This window comes from Methylobacterium carpenticola, assembly GCF_042748905.1.
In the GTDB taxonomy this organism is placed as follows: Bacteria; Pseudomonadota; Alphaproteobacteria; order Rhizobiales; family Beijerinckiaceae; genus Methylobacterium; species Methylobacterium carpenticola.
The window spans coordinates 6,367,753-6,385,792 of the sequence record NZ_JBHZEO010000001.1 but is presented as its reverse complement, the minus strand read 5'-3'; the positions used below and the strand labels follow the sequence as shown (position 1 = coordinate 6,385,792).

The 18,040-nt window shown below is 70.6% G+C and carries 14 protein-coding genes; 7 read left to right on the top strand and 7 right to left on the bottom strand.

Annotated features, from left to right (window positions below):
* The 3 genes from ACE101_RS29560 (at position 1) to ACE101_RS29550 (ending at position 3,986) form a co-directional block, all read left to right on the top strand.
* Positions 1 to 672 carry a 3'-5' exonuclease gene (locus ACE101_RS29560; protein ID WP_379137564.1) on the top strand — a complete coding sequence of 224 codons (672 nt, stop codon included), beginning with the start codon at positions 1 to 3 and terminating at the stop codon, positions 670 to 672.
* A 74-nt stretch (positions 673 to 746) separates the two neighbouring features.
* Positions 747 to 2,582 (top strand): molecular chaperone HtpG, encoded by a 1,836-nt coding sequence (gene htpG / locus ACE101_RS29555; RefSeq protein ID WP_379137562.1) that lies wholly within the window; start codon positions 747 to 749, stop codon positions 2,580 to 2,582.
* 177 nt (positions 2,583 to 2,759) lie between these two features.
* A complete protein-coding gene (locus ACE101_RS29550) occupies positions 2,760 to 3,986 on the top strand; it encodes a CynX/NimT family MFS transporter (protein ID WP_379137559.1) in 1,227 nt (408 codons plus the stop codon).
* A 101-nt stretch (positions 3,987 to 4,087) separates the two neighbouring features.
* On the opposite strand, the gene ACE101_RS29545 is transcribed toward ACE101_RS29550, so the two are convergent.
* Positions 4,088 to 5,278, bottom strand: coding sequence for a lytic murein transglycosylase (locus tag ACE101_RS29545; RefSeq protein WP_379137556.1), 1,191 nt, complete (start codon positions 5,276 to 5,278; stop codon positions 4,088 to 4,090).
* 109 nt (positions 5,279 to 5,387) lie between these two features.
* Positions 5,388 to 5,990 (bottom strand): 3-isopropylmalate dehydratase small subunit, encoded by a 603-nt coding sequence (gene leuD, locus ACE101_RS29540; protein ID WP_379137554.1) that lies wholly within the window; start codon positions 5,988 to 5,990, stop codon positions 5,388 to 5,390.
* Between the two features lie 300 nt (positions 5,991 to 6,290).
* Between leuD and ACE101_RS29535 the strand changes: the two genes are divergently transcribed.
* Positions 6,291 to 7,400 (top strand): helix-turn-helix transcriptional regulator, encoded by a 1,110-nt coding sequence (locus ACE101_RS29535; RefSeq protein WP_379137552.1) that lies wholly within the window; start codon positions 6,291 to 6,293, stop codon positions 7,398 to 7,400.
* A 147-nt stretch (positions 7,401 to 7,547) separates the two neighbouring features.
* Here the strand turns inward: ACE101_RS29535 and ACE101_RS29530 are convergent, their stop codons facing one another.
* Both ACE101_RS29530 and ccrA read right to left on the bottom strand, forming a co-directional pair.
* Positions 7,548 to 7,946, bottom strand: a complete 399-nt coding sequence (locus tag ACE101_RS29530; RefSeq protein ID WP_379137549.1) for a DoxX family protein — start codon at positions 7,944 to 7,946, stop codon at positions 7,548 to 7,550.
* 124 nt (positions 7,947 to 8,070) lie between these two features.
* On the bottom strand, positions 8,071 to 9,366 hold the full coding sequence (gene ccrA, locus ACE101_RS29525) for a crotonyl-CoA carboxylase/reductase (protein WP_379137547.1): 1,296 nt from the start codon (positions 9,364 to 9,366) through the stop codon (positions 8,071 to 8,073).
* A 336-nt stretch (positions 9,367 to 9,702) separates the two neighbouring features.
* Between ccrA and ACE101_RS29520 the strand changes: the two genes are divergently transcribed.
* From ACE101_RS29520 to ACE101_RS29510, 3 genes are all read left to right on the top strand, one after another.
* Entirely contained in the window at positions 9,703 to 11,730 is a 2,028-nt protein-coding gene (locus tag ACE101_RS29520) for an ethylmalonyl-CoA mutase (RefSeq protein ID WP_379137544.1), read from the top strand.
* A gap of 95 nt (positions 11,731 to 11,825) precedes the next feature.
* A complete protein-coding gene (locus ACE101_RS29515; RefSeq protein ID WP_379137541.1) occupies positions 11,826 to 12,827 on the top strand; it encodes an MraY family glycosyltransferase in 1,002 nt (333 codons plus the stop codon).
* Entirely contained in the window at positions 12,824 to 13,765 is a 942-nt protein-coding gene (locus tag ACE101_RS29510) for an NAD-dependent epimerase/dehydratase family protein (protein ID WP_379137539.1), read from the top strand. The genes ACE101_RS29515 and ACE101_RS29510 overlap by 4 nt, the downstream gene beginning before the upstream one ends.
* 141 nt (positions 13,766 to 13,906) lie before the next feature.
* On the opposite strand, the gene ACE101_RS29505 is transcribed toward ACE101_RS29510, so the two are convergent.
* The 3 genes from ACE101_RS29505 to ACE101_RS29495 all read right to left on the bottom strand — a co-directional run bounded on the left by ACE101_RS29505 (position 13,907) and on the right by ACE101_RS29495 (position 17,815).
* Positions 13,907 to 14,566: a LabA-like NYN domain-containing protein gene (locus tag ACE101_RS29505; protein WP_379137536.1), complete on the bottom strand. Its 660-nt coding sequence runs from the start codon at positions 14,564 to 14,566 to the stop codon at positions 13,907 to 13,909.
* A 325-nt stretch (positions 14,567 to 14,891) separates the two neighbouring features.
* Positions 14,892 to 15,482 carry an orotate phosphoribosyltransferase gene (gene pyrE, locus ACE101_RS29500; RefSeq protein WP_379137533.1) on the bottom strand — a complete coding sequence of 197 codons (591 nt, stop codon included), beginning with the start codon at positions 15,480 to 15,482 and terminating at the stop codon, positions 14,892 to 14,894.
* Positions 15,483 to 15,601: 119 nt separating this feature from the next.
* Entirely contained in the window at positions 15,602 to 17,815 is a 2,214-nt protein-coding gene (locus ACE101_RS29495; RefSeq protein ID WP_379137531.1) for a RelA/SpoT family protein, read from the bottom strand.
* Positions 17,816 to 18,040 lie beyond the last annotated feature (225 nt).

The window sequence follows — 18,040 nt, the reverse complement described above, 5'->3', positions numbered from 1 at the left end:
ATGTGGCGGGGCCTGATCCGCCGCCTCGACCGGGCGCGCTTGACCGATCCGCGCTTCGCCTTCCTGTTCGAGAAGGGACCGCCGGACGAGGCGGTCGCCCTCGATTGCGAGGCGACCGGGCTCGATCCGCGCCGGGACGAGATCCTCGCCGTGGCGGCGATCCGCATCCGGGGCGGCCGCATCCTCGCGAGCGAGAGCTTCCGGGCCACCTTGCGCAGCGCGCGGCCCTCGTCGCCGGCGGCGATCAAGGTCCACCGCCTGCTCGGCGCCGAGATCCGCCAGGGCCTCGACCCTGCCGCGATGCTGCCGGAGCTGCTGCGTTTCATCGGCGGCCGGCCGATCGTCGGCTACTACACGGATTTCGACGTGCGCCTCCTCGACCGGCACGCGCGGCGGATGCTGCGCATCCGGCTGCCGAACCCGCGCATCGACGTCTCGGCCCTCTACTACGCCTGCAAGTACCGGGGAGCCCCGGACTACGTGAAGATCGACCTGAGCTTCGCGCGGATCGCCGCCGATCTCGGGCTGCCGCCGCTGCCCCAGCACGACGCCTTCAACGACGCGCTGATGACCGCGATGATGTACGTGCAGCTCAGCGACATGCTGGAGCGCCGGGCCACGATCCCGCGCCGGGCGGCCGAGCCGGTCGAGAGCGCCGCCTTCGGGGCGTGATGGCCGGTTGAAAAGCGCGGCCGGACTTCGCATATCGCCGCCGTCAATCCCCGGATGAATGGAGACGGTCAGACGTGAGCGAGACTCTGGAACGGCATGCCTTCGGGGCCGAGGTCGGGCGCCTCCTGGATCTCGTCGTCCACGCGCTCTATTCCGAGCGCGAGATCTTCCTGCGCGAGCTCGTGGCCAATGCCGCGGACGCGGTCGACCGACGCCGCTTCGGCGCGCTCACCGACGCCGCCCTGGCGCTGCCCGCCGAGGCCAAGGTGCGCATCCGGCCCGACAAGGCCGCGCGCACGCTGACCATCTCCGACCCCGGCATCGGCATGAGCAAGGAGGATCTGGCGCAGAACCTCGGCACCATCGCCCGCTCGGGCACCCGCGCCTTCAGCCAGTCCCTGGCGGATGCCAAGCCCGACGAGCGGCCGAGCCTGATCGGCCAGTTCGGCGTCGGCTTCTACTCGGCCTTCATGGTGGCCGACCGGGTCGAGGTCACCTCCCGCCGCGCGGGCAGCGACGAGGCCTGGACCTGGGCTTCGGAAGGCCAGGGGGACTACACCCTCGCCCCGGCCAGCCGCGAGGAGCCGGGCACCGACATCGTGCTCCACATGAAGGCCGATGCGGACGAGTACCTGGAGCCCCTGCGCATCGAGACGATCGTGCGCAAGTGGGCCGACCACGTCACGGTGCCGGTCACCATCCTGCGCGACGGCGAGGAGGTTTCCGGCAATGCGGGCACCGCCCTCTGGCGCAAGCCGAAGGCCGAGGTCACCGAGGAGGCCTATACGGACTTCTACCGGCACCTCAGCCACAACTTCGACACGCCCTGGGCGACGCTGCACTGGCGGGCGGAGGGCGCGCTCGAATTCTCGGCGCTGCTCTTCGTGCCCAGCATGAAGCCGTTCATGGCGGTGGAGGAGGAGCGCGAGAGCAAGGTGCGGCTGCACGTGCGCCGCATGTTCATCACCGACGAGGCCGGGCTGCTGCCCTCCTGGCTGCGCTTCGTGCAGGGCGTCGTGGATACCGAGGACCTGCCGCTCAACGTCTCGCGCGAGATGCTGCAGGCGACCCCGGTGCTCGCCCGCATCCGCCGCGCCGTCACCGGCAAGGTGCTCTCCGAGCTGAAGTCCCGGGCCAAGGACACGGATTCCTACGCCACCTTCTGGCAGGCCTTCGGGCCGGTGCTGAAGGAAGGCATCTGGGAGGATGCCGAGCATCGCGACGATATCGCGGCCCTGCTGCGCTTCCGCTCCTCGGCGGTGGAGGGCTGGACCTCGTTCGCCGACTACGTCTCGCGGATGAAGCCGAACCAGGAAGCGATCTACATCCTGGTGGGCGACGACACCGAGAAGCTCGCGGCCTCGGCCCAGATCGAGGGCTTCCGGGCGCGCGGGATCGAGGTGCTGCTCCTCTCCGACCATGTCGACGCCTTCTGGCCCGAGCGCCTCGACAAGTTCGACGGCAAGCCGATCCGCAGCATCACCCAGAGCGCGGACGATCTCTCGGCCTTCGCCCCCGAGGGCGAGGCCGCGGGCGAGGCGGCCGATCTCGGCGACCTGCTGCCGAAGCTCAAGGAGATCCTGAAGGACGACGTGACCGACGTGCGCGCGAGCCAGCGCCTCGTCGAGAGCGCCGTGCTGCTCTCCGCCTCCGCGGGCGGACCGGACCTTCAGATGCAGCGCCTGCTGCGCCGGGCGGGCCGCGGCTTCGGCGCCGGCCTTCCGGTGCTGGAGCTGAACCCGCGCCACGGGCTGGTCCACCGCCTCGCCGAGCGGGCCAAGGCCGGCGAGGACCTGACGGAGGCGGCACAGACGCTCCTCGACCTCGCCCACGTGCAGGGCGGGGACGCGCCCCGCGATCCGGTGGCCTTCGCGCGTCGGATCGCCGCGGCCCTGGCCGCGCAGGCCTGAGACCCGGCACGGCCTGCAGGAACTCTGGAGGCCGCGGGTTCCGGTGCGGAGATCTCCTCCTTCGGGACAAGGGGATCTCCGCACGCAACGCGCACCCGCGCTGAGCCGCCTTCTCCCGCCGCCGAAATGGTCTAAGTGCCTCCCGATTGCGCAACGACGCAGCGGGGAGGGGCCGTCTTGGAGACGATTCGGGAGCGCCGGCAGGCGGATGGGCTGAAGGCCGCGGCGGTCGTGCGGCTGCGCCGTCCGCTCTGGATCGTGCTCGGCCTGATGCTGATCGCCTTCAACCTGCGGCCGGCCCTCTCCAGCGTCGGCCCGCTGCTCGCGCGCATCCGCGCGGAGACGGGGATGAGCGGCGCGCTCGCCGGGGCGCTGATCACCCTGCCGGTGCTCTGCCTCGGCGTGTTCGGGCGGCTCGGCCCGCCGGTGACGCGCCGCCTCGGGCCGGATGCCGGCGTGCTCGCCTTCCTCCTCGTCATCGCCGCCGGTCTCGTGCTGCGGGGGCTCGGCGGCGTGCCGGCCCTGTTCGCCGGATCCGTGCTCGCGGCCGGCGGCATCGGAGTCGTCGGCGTGATCCTGCCGGGCATCGTGAAACGGGACTTTCCCACCCGGCCCGGCCTGATGATGGGCCTCTACACCGCCACGCTCTGCCTCGGGGCGGCCGCTGGCGCCGGGCTCACCATCCCGGCCGCCCGCGCCCTCGATTCGAGCTGGCAGGGGCCGATGATGATCTGGGCGCTGCCGGCCCTCCTCGCCGCCCTCGCCTGGCTGCCCCTGGTCCGCGCGGCTCCCGCCACCCCTGCGGGCAGCGGCCGGGGGCGCGTGGCCGCGCTCTGGCGGGATCCGCTGGCGTGGCAGGTCACCGGCTTCATGGGCCTGCAATCCTCCCTCGCCTACATCGTGTTCGGCTGGCTGCCGGCTTCCCTGGTCGACCGGGGCTTCGATCCGCTCGCGGCGGGCCTCCTCGCCTCGCTCTCGGCCATGGCCCAGTCGGTGCCGGCCCTGATCGTGCCGGTGCTCGCCGGGCGCAGCCGGGACCAGCGCCCCTGGGTGCTGGTGGTGGTCGGCTCCGCGATCGGCGGCTTCTGCGGGCTGCTGGTCGGGCCGGGCAGCCTCGTCTGGCTCTTCGCCCTGCTGCTCGGCCTCGGGCTCGGCGGCTGCTTCGGCCTCGCCCTCACGCTGATCGTGCTGCGCTCCCCCGATCCACAGGTCGCGGGCGACCTCTCGGCGATGGCGCAGGGGGTAGGCTATTCCCTGGCGGCGCTCGGGCCGCTCCTGATCGGGATCGCGCACGATGCGAGCGGCGGCTGGAGCCTGCCGGCCGCGCTCTATCTCGGGCTGGGCCTCGCCGCGGCGGTGCTGGGGCTCTTCGCCGCCCGCAACCGCTTCGTGCTGGCCCGCTAGAGCGCGTCCCGCCGAAGCGGATCCCGGTTCGGCGGGACGCGCGTCCTATCGAAGAATCGAGAGCAGCGCCCGATGGCAACGCGATCGGGCGATGCTCTCGCTCATCGCCGCAGGGCCTCGAGCACCTTGGCGCCGGGGCGACCGGTCTGCGGCCAGCCGAGCTGGCGCTCGATGTCCTTGATGGCGTCGCGGGTCTTCGACCCGACGCGCCCGTCCGGCTCGCCGACATCGTAGCCGCGCGAGGCGAGCGCGCTCTGAAGCGCCCGGCGCTCGGCCCGCGACAGGGGCGGGTCGTCGGTCGGCCACGCGGTCTGGATGCCCTGCCGGCCGCGCAGGCGGTCGGAGAGGACCGCGATGGCGAGCCCGTAGGATTCGGCCGCGTTGTAGGAATAGATCGCGTCGAAGTTCTTCGTCACCAGGAAGGCCGGCCCGTTGACCCCCGCGGGCGCGATGATGCCCGCCGCTCCCTCGCCGGAGAGCGGCCGCCCGTCGATGCGGGTGACGCCGAGGCTCGCCCAGTGGCCCACCGGCCGCTTGTTCTTGCGCCCGGCCGCCGCGAGGTTGAAGCCGGAGGGCAGGCGCACCTCGTAGCCCCAGGGCTGTCCGTTCTGCCACTTGGCGACGCGCAGGAAGTTCGCCGTCGAGCCGACCGCGTCGGCCACCGAATCCACCACGTCCCGCCGCCCGTCGCCGTCGAGGTCGACGGCGAGGCGCTGGTAGGTGGTGGGCATGAACTGGGTCTGGCCGAAGGCGCCGGCCCAGGAGCCGGTAAGCCGGCTCGGATCGATGTCGCCGTGGTCGATGATCTTCAGCGTCGCCATCAGCTCGCCCTTGAAGAAGGCGGCGCGGCGGTTGGAGCTGCAGGCGAGGGTGGCGAGGGACTGCACCAGCGGCATCTTGCCGAGGTTCTTGCCGAAATTCGATTCCACGCCCCACACCGCCGCGATCGTGTAGCGGTCGACGTTGAAGCGCGCCTCGGCCTGGGCGAGGGCGGCGGCGTGCTGGCGCATGGCCGCGCGCCCGTCCTCCACCCGCTCCTCGTCGACGAGGGCGGCGATGTAGTCCCAGATCGGTGTCTTGAACTCGGGCTGGGCCTGCGAGAGCTCGATCACCTTCTCGTCGTAGACGATCCCGGCCGTCGCCGCCTGGAAGGACGCCGACGAGATCCCCTTCGCCGCCGCCTCCTGGCCGAGGCCGGCGAGGCAGGACCGGAAATCCGCCCGCGCCGCCCCGGGCACGAGGCTGCCGAGGCAGAGCAGGGTCGCGACCGTCGTCCGCGCGCGAAGCGTCATCGGGGGAGAACTCCGTGTGCCGTCAGCCAATCACCCGAATAGGGCAGGACGAGGGTTAACGAAGTCCTGCCGGGATCGGTGGCCAGCGCGGGGTTCCAAGCCCGGAGAATCAGGCCCAGGGGCGCTCGGCGAGCTTCTGCTCGAAGGCCTCGATGGCCGGCGCCTTCTCCAGGGTCAGGCCGATATCGTCGAGCCCGTTGAGCAGGTTGTGCTTGCGCGCCGGATCGATGTCGAAATGCAGCACGCCGCCGTCCGGGCCGCGGATCTCCTGGCGCTCCAGGTCGACGGTGAGCGTCGCATTGGCGCCGCGCCCGGCATCGTCGAACAGCTTCTCCAGATCCTCCGGCGCCACGGTGATCAGCAGGATGCCGTTCTTGGCGCTGTTGTTGAAGAAGATGTCGGCGAAGCTCGTCGAGATGATGCAGCGGATGCCGAAATCCGCCAGCGCCCAGGGGGCGTGCTCGCGCGAGGAGCCGCAGCCGAAATTGTCGCCGACCACCAGGATCTTGGCGTTGCGGTAGGCGGGCTGGTTCAGGACGAAGTCGGGATTCTCCGAACCGTCGTCGCGGTAGCGCATCTCCGAGAACAGGCCCTTGCCGAGGCCCGTGCGCTTGATGGTCTTGAGGTACTGCTTGGGGATGATGCGGTCGGTGTCGACGTTGACGATCCGCAGCGGCGCCGCGACGCCTTCGAGAACGGTGAACTTTTCCATGGTGCGAGCTTTCCGGCCGCCCGACCCGGGGGCGTGCCCTCGAACCCTTCTAACAAGCGGGGAGGGCCGCGCAAACCCTGCGGTGTCTCGCGCCGGACCGTCCCGGCGGCGCAGCTCGCGCACGCCTCCGGGCCGCGGCCCGGTCTCCGGTTTGTCCGGCGCCAGACCGATGCAGTTTTAGGTTGATGACACCCGTCCCGCCCGACCCGAGACATCGGGACGATACTTCCGATAATGGACGTTGTGCGACCGAACGGATATTGCTCAAATTATCTCGGTTACGGTCCGGATTCGGGGAGCATGGCGGACGTCCGGCAAGATCGTCTGGCGGCGACGATCGACCTCTTCTACGAGGCCGCGGCGCGGCCGGAACTCTGGTCTTTCGCGTTGGAGGCTTACGGGCGGGCGCTCGGGGCCGACGGGGCGCTGTTGCTGCCCGCACCGGCCGCGCCGCTGGCGCCCACCATGTCCGAGGACATCGCCGAGGTGGTCGAGACCGGCCTGCGCGACGGCTGGCTCGCCGAGAATCCGCGCATCGCCCGCGGCATTCCGGCCCTGAAGAACACGCAGGGCGTGCTGACCGAATCCCACATCTTCACGGCCCACGAACTCGACCACATCCCCTTCAACGCGGATTACGTCGACCGGCACGGGCTGCGCTGGTTCGCCGGCATCTACCTCGTCGCGGAAGGCAGCCGCAGCGTGTTCCTCTCGGCCGAGCGCCGCCGGGAGCGCGAGATGTATTCCCACCGCGAGATCGCCGCGATCGAGCGGGCGGTGCCGCACCTTCAGCGCGCCGGCCGGATCGCCGTCCGCCTGGCGGAGGCACGGGCCGACGCGACCCTCGACGCCTTCGAGGCTTTGCGCTGCGGCGGCATCCTCCTCGACGGAAACGGCGCGGTGCTGCGCATGAATGCCCGGGCGGAGCGCCATATCGGCCACGGTCTCGTGGTGGTGAAGAGCGCGCTGCTCGCCCAGAACCGTGCGGCGAATGCCGATCTCGGGCGCCTGATCGCCAGCGTCCTCCATCCGGGCAAGCCGCATGAGGCCGCCGCGCACGGGGCGGTGGCGGTGCCGCGGCCGGAGGCGCCGCCCCTGGTGCTCCATGCCGCCCCGCTCGCGGGGGCGGCGGGCGACCTCTTCCAGCGCGGCAAGGCGGTGATCCTGGTGACCGACCCGCAGGATGGCCTGAGGCCCGGGGAGGCGCTGCTGCGGCAGGCCTACCGGCTCACCAGCGCCGAGGCGCGGCTCGCCCACGACCTCGCGGACGGCGCCGACCTCGCCTCGGTGGCCGCCGCGCACGGGATCACCGTGGCGACGGCGCGCACGCAGCTGAAGGCGGTGTTCGCCAAGACCGGCACGCACCGCCAGCCGGAACTCGTCGCGCTGCTCGCGCGGCTCCGGCGCTGACGCCCGGCCTCATTGTCCCGCCCTCCGACCTCGGGACGAGGCAGGAGGGTGGCCGGTTGCAAAACCGATCGACCAGGTGCTGCTCTAGGTCCTTGATTTCACCGCATTGTCTGCGACGAACCGGGATCCGCTTCGTCGGACAAGGCTCTAGAGCCCGCGCCGGGCCCGCACCGCGTCGAGGCTCAGCGGTCCCGGCCCCGCGAAGACGAAGTACAGGAAGACGAAGCAGTACAGGATCGCCGCGTCGCCGCCGTTGAGGACGGGGAAGAAGCTGCGCGGCGCATGGGCGAGAAAATACGCGAAGGCCATCTCGCCCGAGAGGATGAAGGCCACGGGCCGGCTGAACAGGCCGAGGGCGAGGAGGGCGCCGCCGACGAGTTCGAAGATGCCGGCGATGCCGGACAGGGAGGTGAGGGCCGGCGGATTCGGATGGGCCGGGAAGCCCAGCACCTTCTGGGTGCCGTGGGCCATGAAGATCAACGCCGCCACGATGCGCAGGACGCTGAGGGCGAGGGGGGCGTAGCGGTCGAGGGTCGCGAGGGACATGGCGGCTCCGGCGGCGTGGCCACCGGGTTAGTCCGAATGGCCGAGCCTTTATCTCTGCCCGAACGGCAGGACTCAAGCCTCGGCGAAGAGGCCGCGGCGGCGCGCGCCGCCGCGGTGTCGGTCGTCAGCGCGAGCCGGAGAGTTCCAGCACGTCGTCGAAGGTGCGCAGGCCCGCCTTCTGGGCGTTCACCAGCACCGCCATGTTGCCCGGGGCGTGCTGGTTCTTCCACATCTTGGTATGGGCCTGGGGGATCTTGTCCCAGGGGAACAGCTCGCTCATGCAGGGGTCGACCCGCTGGTCGATCACGAACTGGTTGGCCGCCGCCGCCTGCTTGAGATGGGCGAAGTGCGAGCCCTGGATGCGCTTCTGGCGCATCCAGACGTAGCGGGCGTCGAAGGTGATGTTGAAGCCGGTCGTGCCGGCGCAGAACACCACCATGCCGCCGCGCTTCACCACCAGCGACGAGACCGGGAAGGTCGCCTCGCCCGGATGCTCGAAGACGATGTCGACGTCGTTGCCCTTGCCGGTGATGTCCCAGATCGCCTTGCCGAACTTGCGGGCCTCCTTCAGCCACTCATTGTATTCCGGCGAGTTGACCTTCGGCAGCTGGCCCCAACAGTTGAAGTCCTTGCGGTTGATCACGCCCTTGGCGCCGAGGCTGAGCACGTAGTCGCGCTTCGACTCGTCCGAGATCACCGCGATGGCGTTGGCGCCCGAGGCCGCGCAGAGCTGCACGCCGAACACGCCGAGGCCGCCCGAGGCACCCCAGATCAGCACGTTCTGGCCCGGCTTGATCGTGTGCGGCGCGTGGCCGAACAGCATCCGGTAGGCGGTGGCGAGCGTCAGCGTGTAGCAGGCCGCCTCCTCCCAGGTCAGGTGCTTGGGCCGGTGCATGAGCTGGCGCGACTGCACCCGGCAGAACTGCGCGAAGGAGCCGTCCCCCGTCTCGTAGCCCCAGATGCGCTGCGACGGCGAGAACATCGGGTCGCCGCCATTGCATTCCTCGTCGTCACCGTCGTCCTGGTTGCAATGGACGATGACCTCGTCGCCGACCTTCCAGCGCTTGACCTTGGCGCCGACCTTCCAGACGATGCCGGACGCGTCCGAGCCGGCGATGTGGTACTCGCCCTTGTGGACGTCGAAGGGCGAGATCGGCTCCCCGAGGCCGGCCCAGACGCCGTTGTAGTTCACGCCGGCCGCCATCACGAGGACCAGCACCTCGTCGTCGCCGATCGGCCAGGTGGGCACCACCTCGATCTGCATGGACTCTTCCGGCGGCCCGTGCCGCTCGCGGCGAATCGCCCAAGCATACATCTTGGCCGGCACGTGGCCGAGCGGCGGAATCTCGCCGATCTCGTAGAGATCCTTCAGCTGAGCCGCACCCCCGGCGATCGGCTGCACCGCAGCGCCCGCACCCATTGCGGACCCTCCCTCTGATATTGCACTGCACCGATCCTAACGGCGATCAGGATCGGGTCAAATAGACCAAAAGCAGGGCAACCGCGCGATCAAAAGGCAAGCAATGTCCGGCGTGCCCCGGCGTCACTCCTGCTCGGCCTTGACCGGCGCCGGAAGTCTGCCATTTCCGATCGATGCTGTTGGCCGGGCGAGGCTTTTCCCAGGGTGACCACCGTCCGGGATGCTGCTTAGGTCAAGGGTGACGCGTTCCGGAGGCTTGTCTACCATGCGGGTCCGCCGCGACGGGCGGATCCGCGCGGCCGGCGGGCGACGCGAGACTGAGGGAACGAGGGCGCCATGGGCGATCAGGCGATGGGAACGGCGCAACGCGACAAGCCATGGATCATCCGCACCTATGCGGGGCATTCCACCGCCGCGGATTCGAACGCCCTCTACCGGCGCAACCTCGCCAAGGGGCAGACCGGCCTGTCGGTGGCCTTCGACCTGCCGACCCAGACCGGCTACGACCCGGACCACGAACTCGCCCGCGGCGAGGTCGGCAAGGTCGGCGTCTCCATCGCGCATCTCGGCGACATGCGGACCCTGTTCCAGGACATCCCGCTCGCGCAGATGAACACGTCGATGACGATCAACGCGACGGCGCCCTGGCTGCTGTCGCTCTACCTGGCCGTGGCGGAGGAGCAGGGCGCGCCGATCGCGGCTTTGCAGGGCACCACCCAGAACGACATCATCAAGGAATACCTCTCGCGCGGCACCTACGTGTTCCCGCCCGCGCCGAGCCTTCGGCTGACCAAGGACGTGATCCTGTTCACGACCGCGAACGTGCCGAAGTGGAACCCGATGAACGTCTGCTCCTACCACCTGCAGGAGGCGGGGGCGACGCCGGTCCAGGAGCTCTCCACCGCGCTCGCCATCGCCATCGCGGTGCTCGACACCGTGCGGGCCGATCCGGATTTCGACGAGGCGAACTTCGAGGAGGTGGTCGGGCGCATCTCCTTCTTCGTCAATGCGGGCCTGCGGTTCATCACCGAGATCTGCAAGATGCGGGCGTTCAGCGATCTCTGGGACGAGATCACCCGCGACCGCTACGGCATCAAGGATCCCAAGAAGCGCATCTTCCGCTACGGGGTGCAGGTGAACTCCCTCGGCCTCACCGAGCAGCAGCCGGAGAACAACGTCCACCGCATCCTGATCGAGATGCTGGCGGTGACGCTCTCCAAGCGCGCCCGCGCCCGCGCCGTGCAGCTGCCGGCCTGGAACGAGGCGCTCGGCCTGCCGCGCCCCTGGGACCAGCAATGGTCCATGCGCATGCAGCAGATCCTCGCCTACGAGACCGACCTGCTCGAATTCGACGACATCTTCGACGGCTCGACGGTGATCGACGCCAAGGTCGAGGAGCTGAAGGCGCAGACCCGGGCCGAGCTGGAGCGGATCGCGGCGCTCGGCGGCGCGGTGGCGGCGGTGGAGACCGGCGCCCTCAAGCGCGCCCTCGTCGAATCGAATGCCCGGCGCATCGCGGCGATCGAGCGCGGCGAGCAGGTCGTGGTCGGAGTCAACCGCTTCGAGACGGGCGAGCCCTCGCCGCTCACCGCCGGGGACGGCGCCATCTTCACCGTGGCCGAGACCGTCGAGATGGAGGCGCAGGGCCGCATCCGCGCGTGGCGGGCGGAGCGCGACGCGGCGGCGGTGGCCAGGGCCCTGGACGATCTGGAGGCGGCCGCGCGCTCGGGCGCCAACATCATGCCGGTCTCGATCGCCTGCGCGAAGGCGGGCGTCACCACCGGCGAGTGGGGCCAGCGGCTGCGCGAGGTCTTCGGGGAGTACCGGGCGCCCACCGGCGTCACGCCGGAGACCTCCACCTCCGGCGCCGCCGAGGAGGCGCGCCTCCTGATCGCCGATCTCGGCGAGCGGCTCGGCGAGACGCCCAAGCTCGTGGTCGGCAAGCCGGGCCTCGACGGCCATTCCAACGGCGCCGAGCAGATCGCCCTGCGCGCCCGCGACGTCGGCTTCGACGTGACCTACGACGGCATCCGGCAGACGCCGGACGAGATCGTCGCCAAGGCGAAGGAGCGCGGCGCCCACGTCATCGGCCTGTCGATCCTCTCCGGCTCCCACGTGCCGCTGGTGCGCGAGGTGAAGGCGCGCTTGCGCCGCGAGGGGCTCGATCACGTCCCGGTGGTGGTCGGCGGCATCATCTCGCCGGAGGACGAGCTGGTCCTCAAGAACATGGGCGTCGCGGCCGTCTACACGCCGAAGGATTACGCCATCGACACGATCATGGTGGGCCTCGCCAAGGTGGTGGAGAGGGCGATCGCCAAGCGCGAGGCGGATGCGGCCTTGCCGAACCGCGAAGAGGTGTTCTGACCGCGGCGTCGGGGGGGCAGCCGCTCGCTGCCCCTCTCGTCCTGCGCGGCCGTGAGGCCCTCCCCAGGGCGGGGCGCTCCGGCTAAACCGGGGGCATGACGCTCCTGCCGCTCGCCGCCGTTCCGCTCGCCGCGCTCGCCGCCGCCGCGCTGATCCTCGCCCTGCATCCGCTCCTCGTGCGCTACGCCCTCGCGCGCCCGAACGCGCGGTCGAGCCACACGGTGCCCACTCCGCAGGGCGGCGGCATCGCGGTGATCGCCGCGGCGCTCGCCGTGGCGGCCGTCCTGTGGCCGCAGCCCCTCGGGGCGGAGGCAGCCACCGTCGCTCTCGCCGCGCTGGGGCTCGCGCTCGTCGGGGCCGTCGACGACATCCGGCCGCTGCCCGCCCTGCCGCGGCTCCTGCTCCAAGCGGTCGCGGTGGGCGGGGTGATTGCCGCGTCGGGGCCGCGCCTGTGGCCCGACCTGCCCGCCGGCCTCGAATGGGGGCTCTCCCTCCTCGCCGGCCTGTGGTTCGTCAACCTCGTCAACTTCATGGACGGGCTCGACTGGATGACGGTCGCGGAGGCGGTGCCGGTCCTCGGGGCGCTCGTCGCCTTCGGCCTCGCCGGCCTCCTGCCGCCGGCCCCGACACTGGCGGCGGCGGCGCTCCTCGGTGGAATCCTCGGTTTCGCGCCGTTCAACCGGCCGGTGGCGCGCCTCTTCCTCGGCGATGTCGGCTCTCTGCCGATCGGCCTCCTGCTCGCATGGCTGCTCTACCGCCTCGCGGGGCAGGGGGGCCTCGCCGCCGCGATCCTGCTGCCGCTCTACTACCTCGCCGACGCGACGCTCACCCTGACGCGGCGCCTGCTGGCGCGCGAGGCGGTCTGGCAGGCCCACCGCACGCATTACTACCAGCGCGCCACAACGAACGGCCACCGGGTGCCGGCGGTGGTCGGCACCGTCTTCGCGCTCAATCTCGGACTGGCGCTGCTCGCCGCCGCCACGTTGCTCTGGCCGTCCTGGCCCGTGGCCCTGTCCGCTCTCGCGCTCGGTGCAGCCCTCGTCGCCCGGGTGCTGCGCAGCTTCGCCACGCCCCGCCCCATCCCGGTGACCGCATGACCGCCCCGCTCATCGCCCTCACGGGCGCCACCGGCTTCATCGGCCGCCACCTGCTGCGGGATCTCACCGCGCGCGGCTACAGGGTCCGCGTCCTGCTGCGGCGTCCGGTCGAGCTGCCGCCCGGAGCGAGCGGCGCCGTGGTCGGCGACCTCGCCCGGCCGCAGAACATGGCGGCGGCCCTCGCGGGCGTCGACGCGGTGGTGCATTCGGCCGGCCTCGCCCACGCCATGTCGGGGGCGCCGGAGGACGATTACCGGACCTTCAACACCGAGGCGACGCGCGGCCTCGCCCAGGCCGCCGCGAAGGCGCGGGTGCGCCGCTTCGTGTTCCTGTCCTCCATCCGGGCGCAATGCGGGCCCTCGGCACCCGGCGTGCTCACCGAGGCCGCTGCGCCGGCCCCCACCGATGCCTATGGCCGCTCGAAGCTCGCCGCCGAGGAGGCGCTCGCGGAGGTCGGGATCGATTTCGCCGCCCTGCGTCCCGTTCTGGTCTACGGCCCCGGCGTGAAGGGCAACATGGCGGCCCTCCTCGCGCTGGCGGCGCGACCCGTCCCCCTGCCGCTCGGCGGGCTCAAGGGGCGCCGCTCCATCGTCTCGGTGGAGAGCCTCGCGGGGGCGATCGATGCGGTGCTGCGCGCGCCGGGCGAGCTGCGCCGGCCCTTCATCGTGACGGAGGCGGATCCGCTCACCGTCCCGGAGATGCTCGCCGCCCTGCGAGCCGGCCTCGGGCGCCCCGCCGGCCTGCTGCCGGTGCCGGCCGGCCTGGTCTCGGCGGCCCTGCGCCTCGCGGGGAAGGCGGAGTTCAGCGAGCGCCTCGCCGGCTCGCTGATGGCGCGGGCGGACGCGCTCGCCGCCCTCGGCTGGGCGCCCCCGCATGGCAGCCGGGAAGGGCTCGAAGCCCTCGCCCGGCATCACGCGTCTCATCCGGTTTCCGGATGATCGCTTCGCGATGCGGAAACCGGCCTCGCTCAGGCGCCGCGCGGGCTCGTGATACGGTTTCCGAAAGTGATCGTCCGGAAACCGTATCATCCGGTTTCCGGTTGATCGCTGCGCAATCGCGTCGCGACGCAGTGAACCGTATCATTCCTCGTCGAGATCGTCCTGACGGATGCCGTAGCGCTGCTCGAGATTCACGGAGGGCCGCACCGCGCGCTCGCCGTTCTCGCGCGGGGGCGCCTCGCCGGCCGGGCCCGGCCGCAGCGGGCGGGTCGGGCGGTCGCCCTGGTCCCGGCCGATCCGCGGGATCAGGTGCACGATGTCGACGAAGTCGTCGGCTTGGCGGCGCAGGTCGTCGGCCACCATCGGCGGCTGCGTCTGGATGGTGGAAACCACGGTCACCCGCACGCCCCGCCGCTGCATCGCGGCCACCAGCGGCTTGAAGTCGCCGTCGCCGGAGAACAGGACCATGTGGTCGATATAGGGGCTGAGTTCGAGGGCATCGATCGTCAGCTCGATGTCCATGTTGCCCTTCACCTTGCGGCGGCCGCTCGAGTCGGTGAACTCCTTGGCGGGCTTCGTCACCACGCGGTAGCCGTTGTAATCGAGCCAGTCGATCAGCGGGCGGATCGAGGAATATTCTTGGTCTTCGACAAGTGCTGTATAGTAGAAGGCGCGGACAAGTTGCTCGCGTGTTTTGAAGTCTGACAGAAGTTTCCGATAATCGATGTCGAAGCCAAGCGCTTTCGTGGTGGCGTAGACGTTAGCGCCATCGATGAAGAGGGCGCTGCGCTGATATGTCATTTGTTATTCCTGACCGCCCGAAAGTGATGGGCGCAACAACGGCGACGCGGCTCCGCAAACTTGGCGCTACGATAAATGGTGGAATGATCCTTAAAACATCCACCGCTGGCGGCGCGCCGGCCTGCGGTCTTGCAATACGTTCGAGGTAAGGAGCGCTGCCGCCCGGTGTCAAGCTGACGAGACGCGATTCACGCGGAAGAATGACGCGAAATCCGATTGAACACTCCGAAATGGCACACGTGATCGACGATCGCGTCTCCATCGGGTGCCCGGGCGCGCATCGGCCCCGGGCTGAAGGCGTCCGGGAGGGGAGCCAACGGCCCCTCTACGCCACCGTGATGGCGCGGCTCCCCGGCTTCACGGCCGGGATCGCGGCGAGTTCCGGCGGGAGCTGGTCGGCGGGATAGTTCGGGATGTCGAGGGTGGCGAGCGCCACCAAGGGGGCACCGAGATCGGCCCGGCCGCCCGAGCGGTCGATGAGGCAGGCCGCCCCCACGATCTCGCCCGGCTCCGCCCGGAGCGCGGCGAGGCATTCCCGGGACGAGAGGCCCGTGGTGACGATGTCCTCGACCATCACCGCGCGGGAGCCGGCCGGGATGCTGAAGCCGCGGCGCAGCTGGAACGGGCCGCCGGGATCGCGCTCGACGAAGATGGCCTTGGCGCCGAGGGCCCGGGCGGTCTCGTAGCCCGGCACGATGCCGCCGATGGCCGGCGAGACCACGATGTCGACGGCGCCGTAGCGCTCCCGGATCAGCGCGGCGAGGCCGGCGCAGACCCGCGCGGTGCGCACCGGGTCGCTGAAGATCGCCATCTTCTGCAGGAAGACCGCGCTGTGCAGGCCCGAGGACAGGACGAAGTGGCCTTCGAGCAACGCGCCCGCGGCGCGGAATTCTTCGAGCAGGGCGTCGGGCGTCATCGCGCAGGGCTCCTCCGGGTCGGCATCCGGCGGCTTGTGACAGGGGCCGGGGCGGCACGCAACGGGCCCCTCCCGCCGTCCAGGGCCATCGCTTCAGCGATGGCCCCGTCCCTCGATCCTCATCCGTTCACCCGGTCGACCCGGCTCACCACGCGCTTGGCCCGCAATTCCGAGACGATGGCGTTGAGGTGCTTCAGGTCCCAGACCGAGAGGTCGATCAGCACGTCCGTGAAGTCCTGGCTGCGCCGCTTCATCGAGATGTTGTCGATGTTGCCATCGTGGTCGGCGATCACCTGGGCGATCTGCGCGAAGCTGCCGGGCTCGTTGATCGATTGCAGGGCGATGCGGGCCGGGAAGCGCTGGTTCGCGCCGCCATCCACGTCCCAGCGCACGTCGAGCCAGCGGTCGGGCTCGTTGTCGAAGTCGGCCAGCGCCGGCGACTGGATCGGGTAGATGGTCACGCCCTCGCCGGGGGTGAGGATGCCGACGATGCGGTCCCCCGGCACGGCGCCGCCCTCGGGGGCGAAGCGCACCGGCAGGTCGCGGTCGAGGCCGCGGATCGGGATCGCGCCCCCGCCGCCCTCCGCGCGGCCCTTGCCCGGCCAGGTGAGGCGCACGGTCTGGTCCTTGTCGAGGGAGAGGCGTCCGGCGCCGTTCACGTGCGGCTTCGGCCCGGTGGCGGCCGGCTGGCTGCGGCGCTCGTCCTTGTAGTCGGGATAGACCGCCTTCACCACGTCGCCGGAGAACATCTCGCCCCGGCCCACCGCCGCGAACACGTCCTCCGCGGAGGTGCGGGCGAGGCGGGGGAGGGCGCCGCGCAGCTTCTCGTCGGAGAAGTTCTTGCCGGCGCGCTCGAAGGCGCGGTCGAGGATCTGGCGCCCGAGCCCCGCATATTGCCGCCGCACCGCCGAGCGGGTGGCCCGCCGGATCGCCGCCCGCGCCTTGCCGGTGACGACGAGGGATTCCCAGGCGGCGGGAGGCGTCTGGCCGTCCGCGCGCACGATCTCGACCTCGTCGCCGTTCTGCAATTCGGTGAGGAGCGGGGCGATGCGGCCGTTGATCTTGGCGCCGACCGCGGCGTTGCCGAGTTCGGTATGGACCGCGTAGGCGAAGTCGATCGGCGTCGCCCCGCGCGGCAGGGCGATCAGCCGGCCCTTCGGCGTGAAGCAGAAGACCTGGTCCTGGAACAGCTCGAGCTTGGTGTGTTCCAGGAACTCCTCGGGGCTGTCGCCCTCGGCGAGGAGTTCGATGGTGCGGCGCAGCCACTGGTAGGCGCCGCTCTCGGTGGCGAGGTGGGGCGAGCCGTCCTTGTAGAGGGCGTGCGCGGCGATGCCGTACTCGGCCACCTCGTCCATCTCGGACGTCCGGATCTGCAACTCGACGCGCTGGCTCTTCGGACCGATCACCGTGGTGTGGATCGAGCGGTAGTCGTTCTGCTTGGGCGTCGAGATGTAATCCTTGTAGCGTCCCGGCACCATCGGCCAGGTCGTGTGCACCACGCCGAGCGCCCGGTAGCAGGTATCGACCGCATCCACGATGACCCGGAAGCCGAAGATGTCGGACAATTGCTCGAAGGCGACCGACTTGCGCTCCATCTTGCTCCAGATGGAGTAGGGCCGCTTCTGGCGGCCCTTCACCAGCGCGGTGATGCCGGTGGCGGCGAGGCGCTGGACGAGGTCGCGCTCGATGCTCTCGACGAGGCGCTCGGTCTTGGCGGTGAGGTCGTCGAGCCGCTTGCTGATCGTCGCGTAGACATCGGGCTTCAGGTTGCGGAAGGAGAGATCCTCCAACTCCTCTCGCATCTCCTGCATGCCCATGCGGCTCGCCAGCGGCGCGTAGATGTCCAGGGTTTCCTGGGCGATGCGGACGCGCTTCTCCGGCGGCATGTGCTGGAGGGTGCGCATGTTGTGCAGCCGGTCGGCGAGCTTGACCAGGAGCACGCGCACGTCCGCCGCGATGGCGAGCAGCAGCTTGCGGAAGTTCTCGCCCTGGGCGGCCTGCTTCGAGACGAGATCGAGCCGCTTGATCTTGGTGAGCCCGTCGACGAGGGTGCCGATCTCGGGCGTGAAGATGCGGTCGATCTCCTCCAGCGTCGCGGCCGTGTCCTCGACGGTGTCGTGCAGCACCGCCGCCACGATGGTGGCGTCGTCGACGCGCAGCTCGGTCAGGATCGCGGCGACTTCGAGCGGGTGCGCGAAGAACAGGTCACCGGACGCGCGCATCTGCGAGCCGTGCGCCCGCATGGCGTACACGTAGGCCCGGTTGAGCAGCGCCTCGTCGGCCGTTGGATTGTAGGCCTTCACCCGCTCGACGAGTTCGTACTGGCGCATCATCCGCCGGTGATCTCCTGACACGCAGCCTCTCTCCAAGGCGCGCCGTCGCGCAGAGGGAGCCGAGCAGACCTCGCGGACGACGCTTGAGGGGATGCCCGACTATCGGGGGGAAATCGCCTTCGCGCCAGATCCTTCTCGTCGCAAGGCCGCGGAACAGCCCTGCCCGAAACGCAAGAACCCGGCGCAAGGGCCGGGTTCCTGTTCAGTCCTGTGCATCCCGGGGAT

Excerpts from the sequence above, each read along its gene's own strand:
- ACE101_RS29520 (WP_379137544.1), top strand. The coding sequence starts at position 9,703 with ATGGGCGATCAGGCGATGGGAACGGCGCAACGCGACAAGCCATGGATC.
- ccrA (WP_379137547.1), bottom strand. The coding sequence starts at position 9,366 with ATGGGTGCGGGCGCTGCGGTGCAGCCGATCGCCGGGGGTGCGGCTCAG.
- ACE101_RS29530 (WP_379137549.1), bottom strand. The coding sequence starts at position 7,946 with ATGTCCCTCGCGACCCTCGACCGCTACGCCCCCCTCGCCCTCAGCGTC.
- ACE101_RS29515 (WP_379137541.1), top strand. The coding sequence starts at position 11,826 with ATGACGCTCCTGCCGCTCGCCGCCGTTCCGCTCGCCGCGCTCGCCGCC.
- pyrE (WP_379137533.1), bottom strand. The coding sequence starts at position 15,482 with ATGACGCCCGACGCCCTGCTCGAAGAATTCCGCGCCGCGGGCGCGTTG.
- ACE101_RS29535 (WP_379137552.1), top strand. The coding sequence starts at position 6,291 with ATGGCGGACGTCCGGCAAGATCGTCTGGCGGCGACGATCGACCTCTTC.
- ACE101_RS29510 (WP_379137539.1), top strand. The coding sequence starts at position 12,824 with ATGACCGCCCCGCTCATCGCCCTCACGGGCGCCACCGGCTTCATCGGC.
- ACE101_RS29560 (WP_379137564.1), top strand. The coding sequence starts at position 1 with ATGTGGCGGGGCCTGATCCGCCGCCTCGACCGGGCGCGCTTGACCGAT.
- ACE101_RS29545 (WP_379137556.1), bottom strand. The coding sequence starts at position 5,278 with ATGACGCTTCGCGCGCGGACGACGGTCGCGACCCTGCTCTGCCTCGGC.
- ACE101_RS29495 (WP_379137531.1), bottom strand. The coding sequence starts at position 17,815 with ATGATGCGCCAGTACGAACTCGTCGAGCGGGTGAAGGCCTACAATCCA.
- leuD (WP_379137554.1), bottom strand. The coding sequence starts at position 5,990 with ATGGAAAAGTTCACCGTTCTCGAAGGCGTCGCGGCGCCGCTGCGGATC.
- ACE101_RS29505 (WP_379137536.1), bottom strand. The coding sequence starts at position 14,566 with ATGACATATCAGCGCAGCGCCCTCTTCATCGATGGCGCTAACGTCTAC.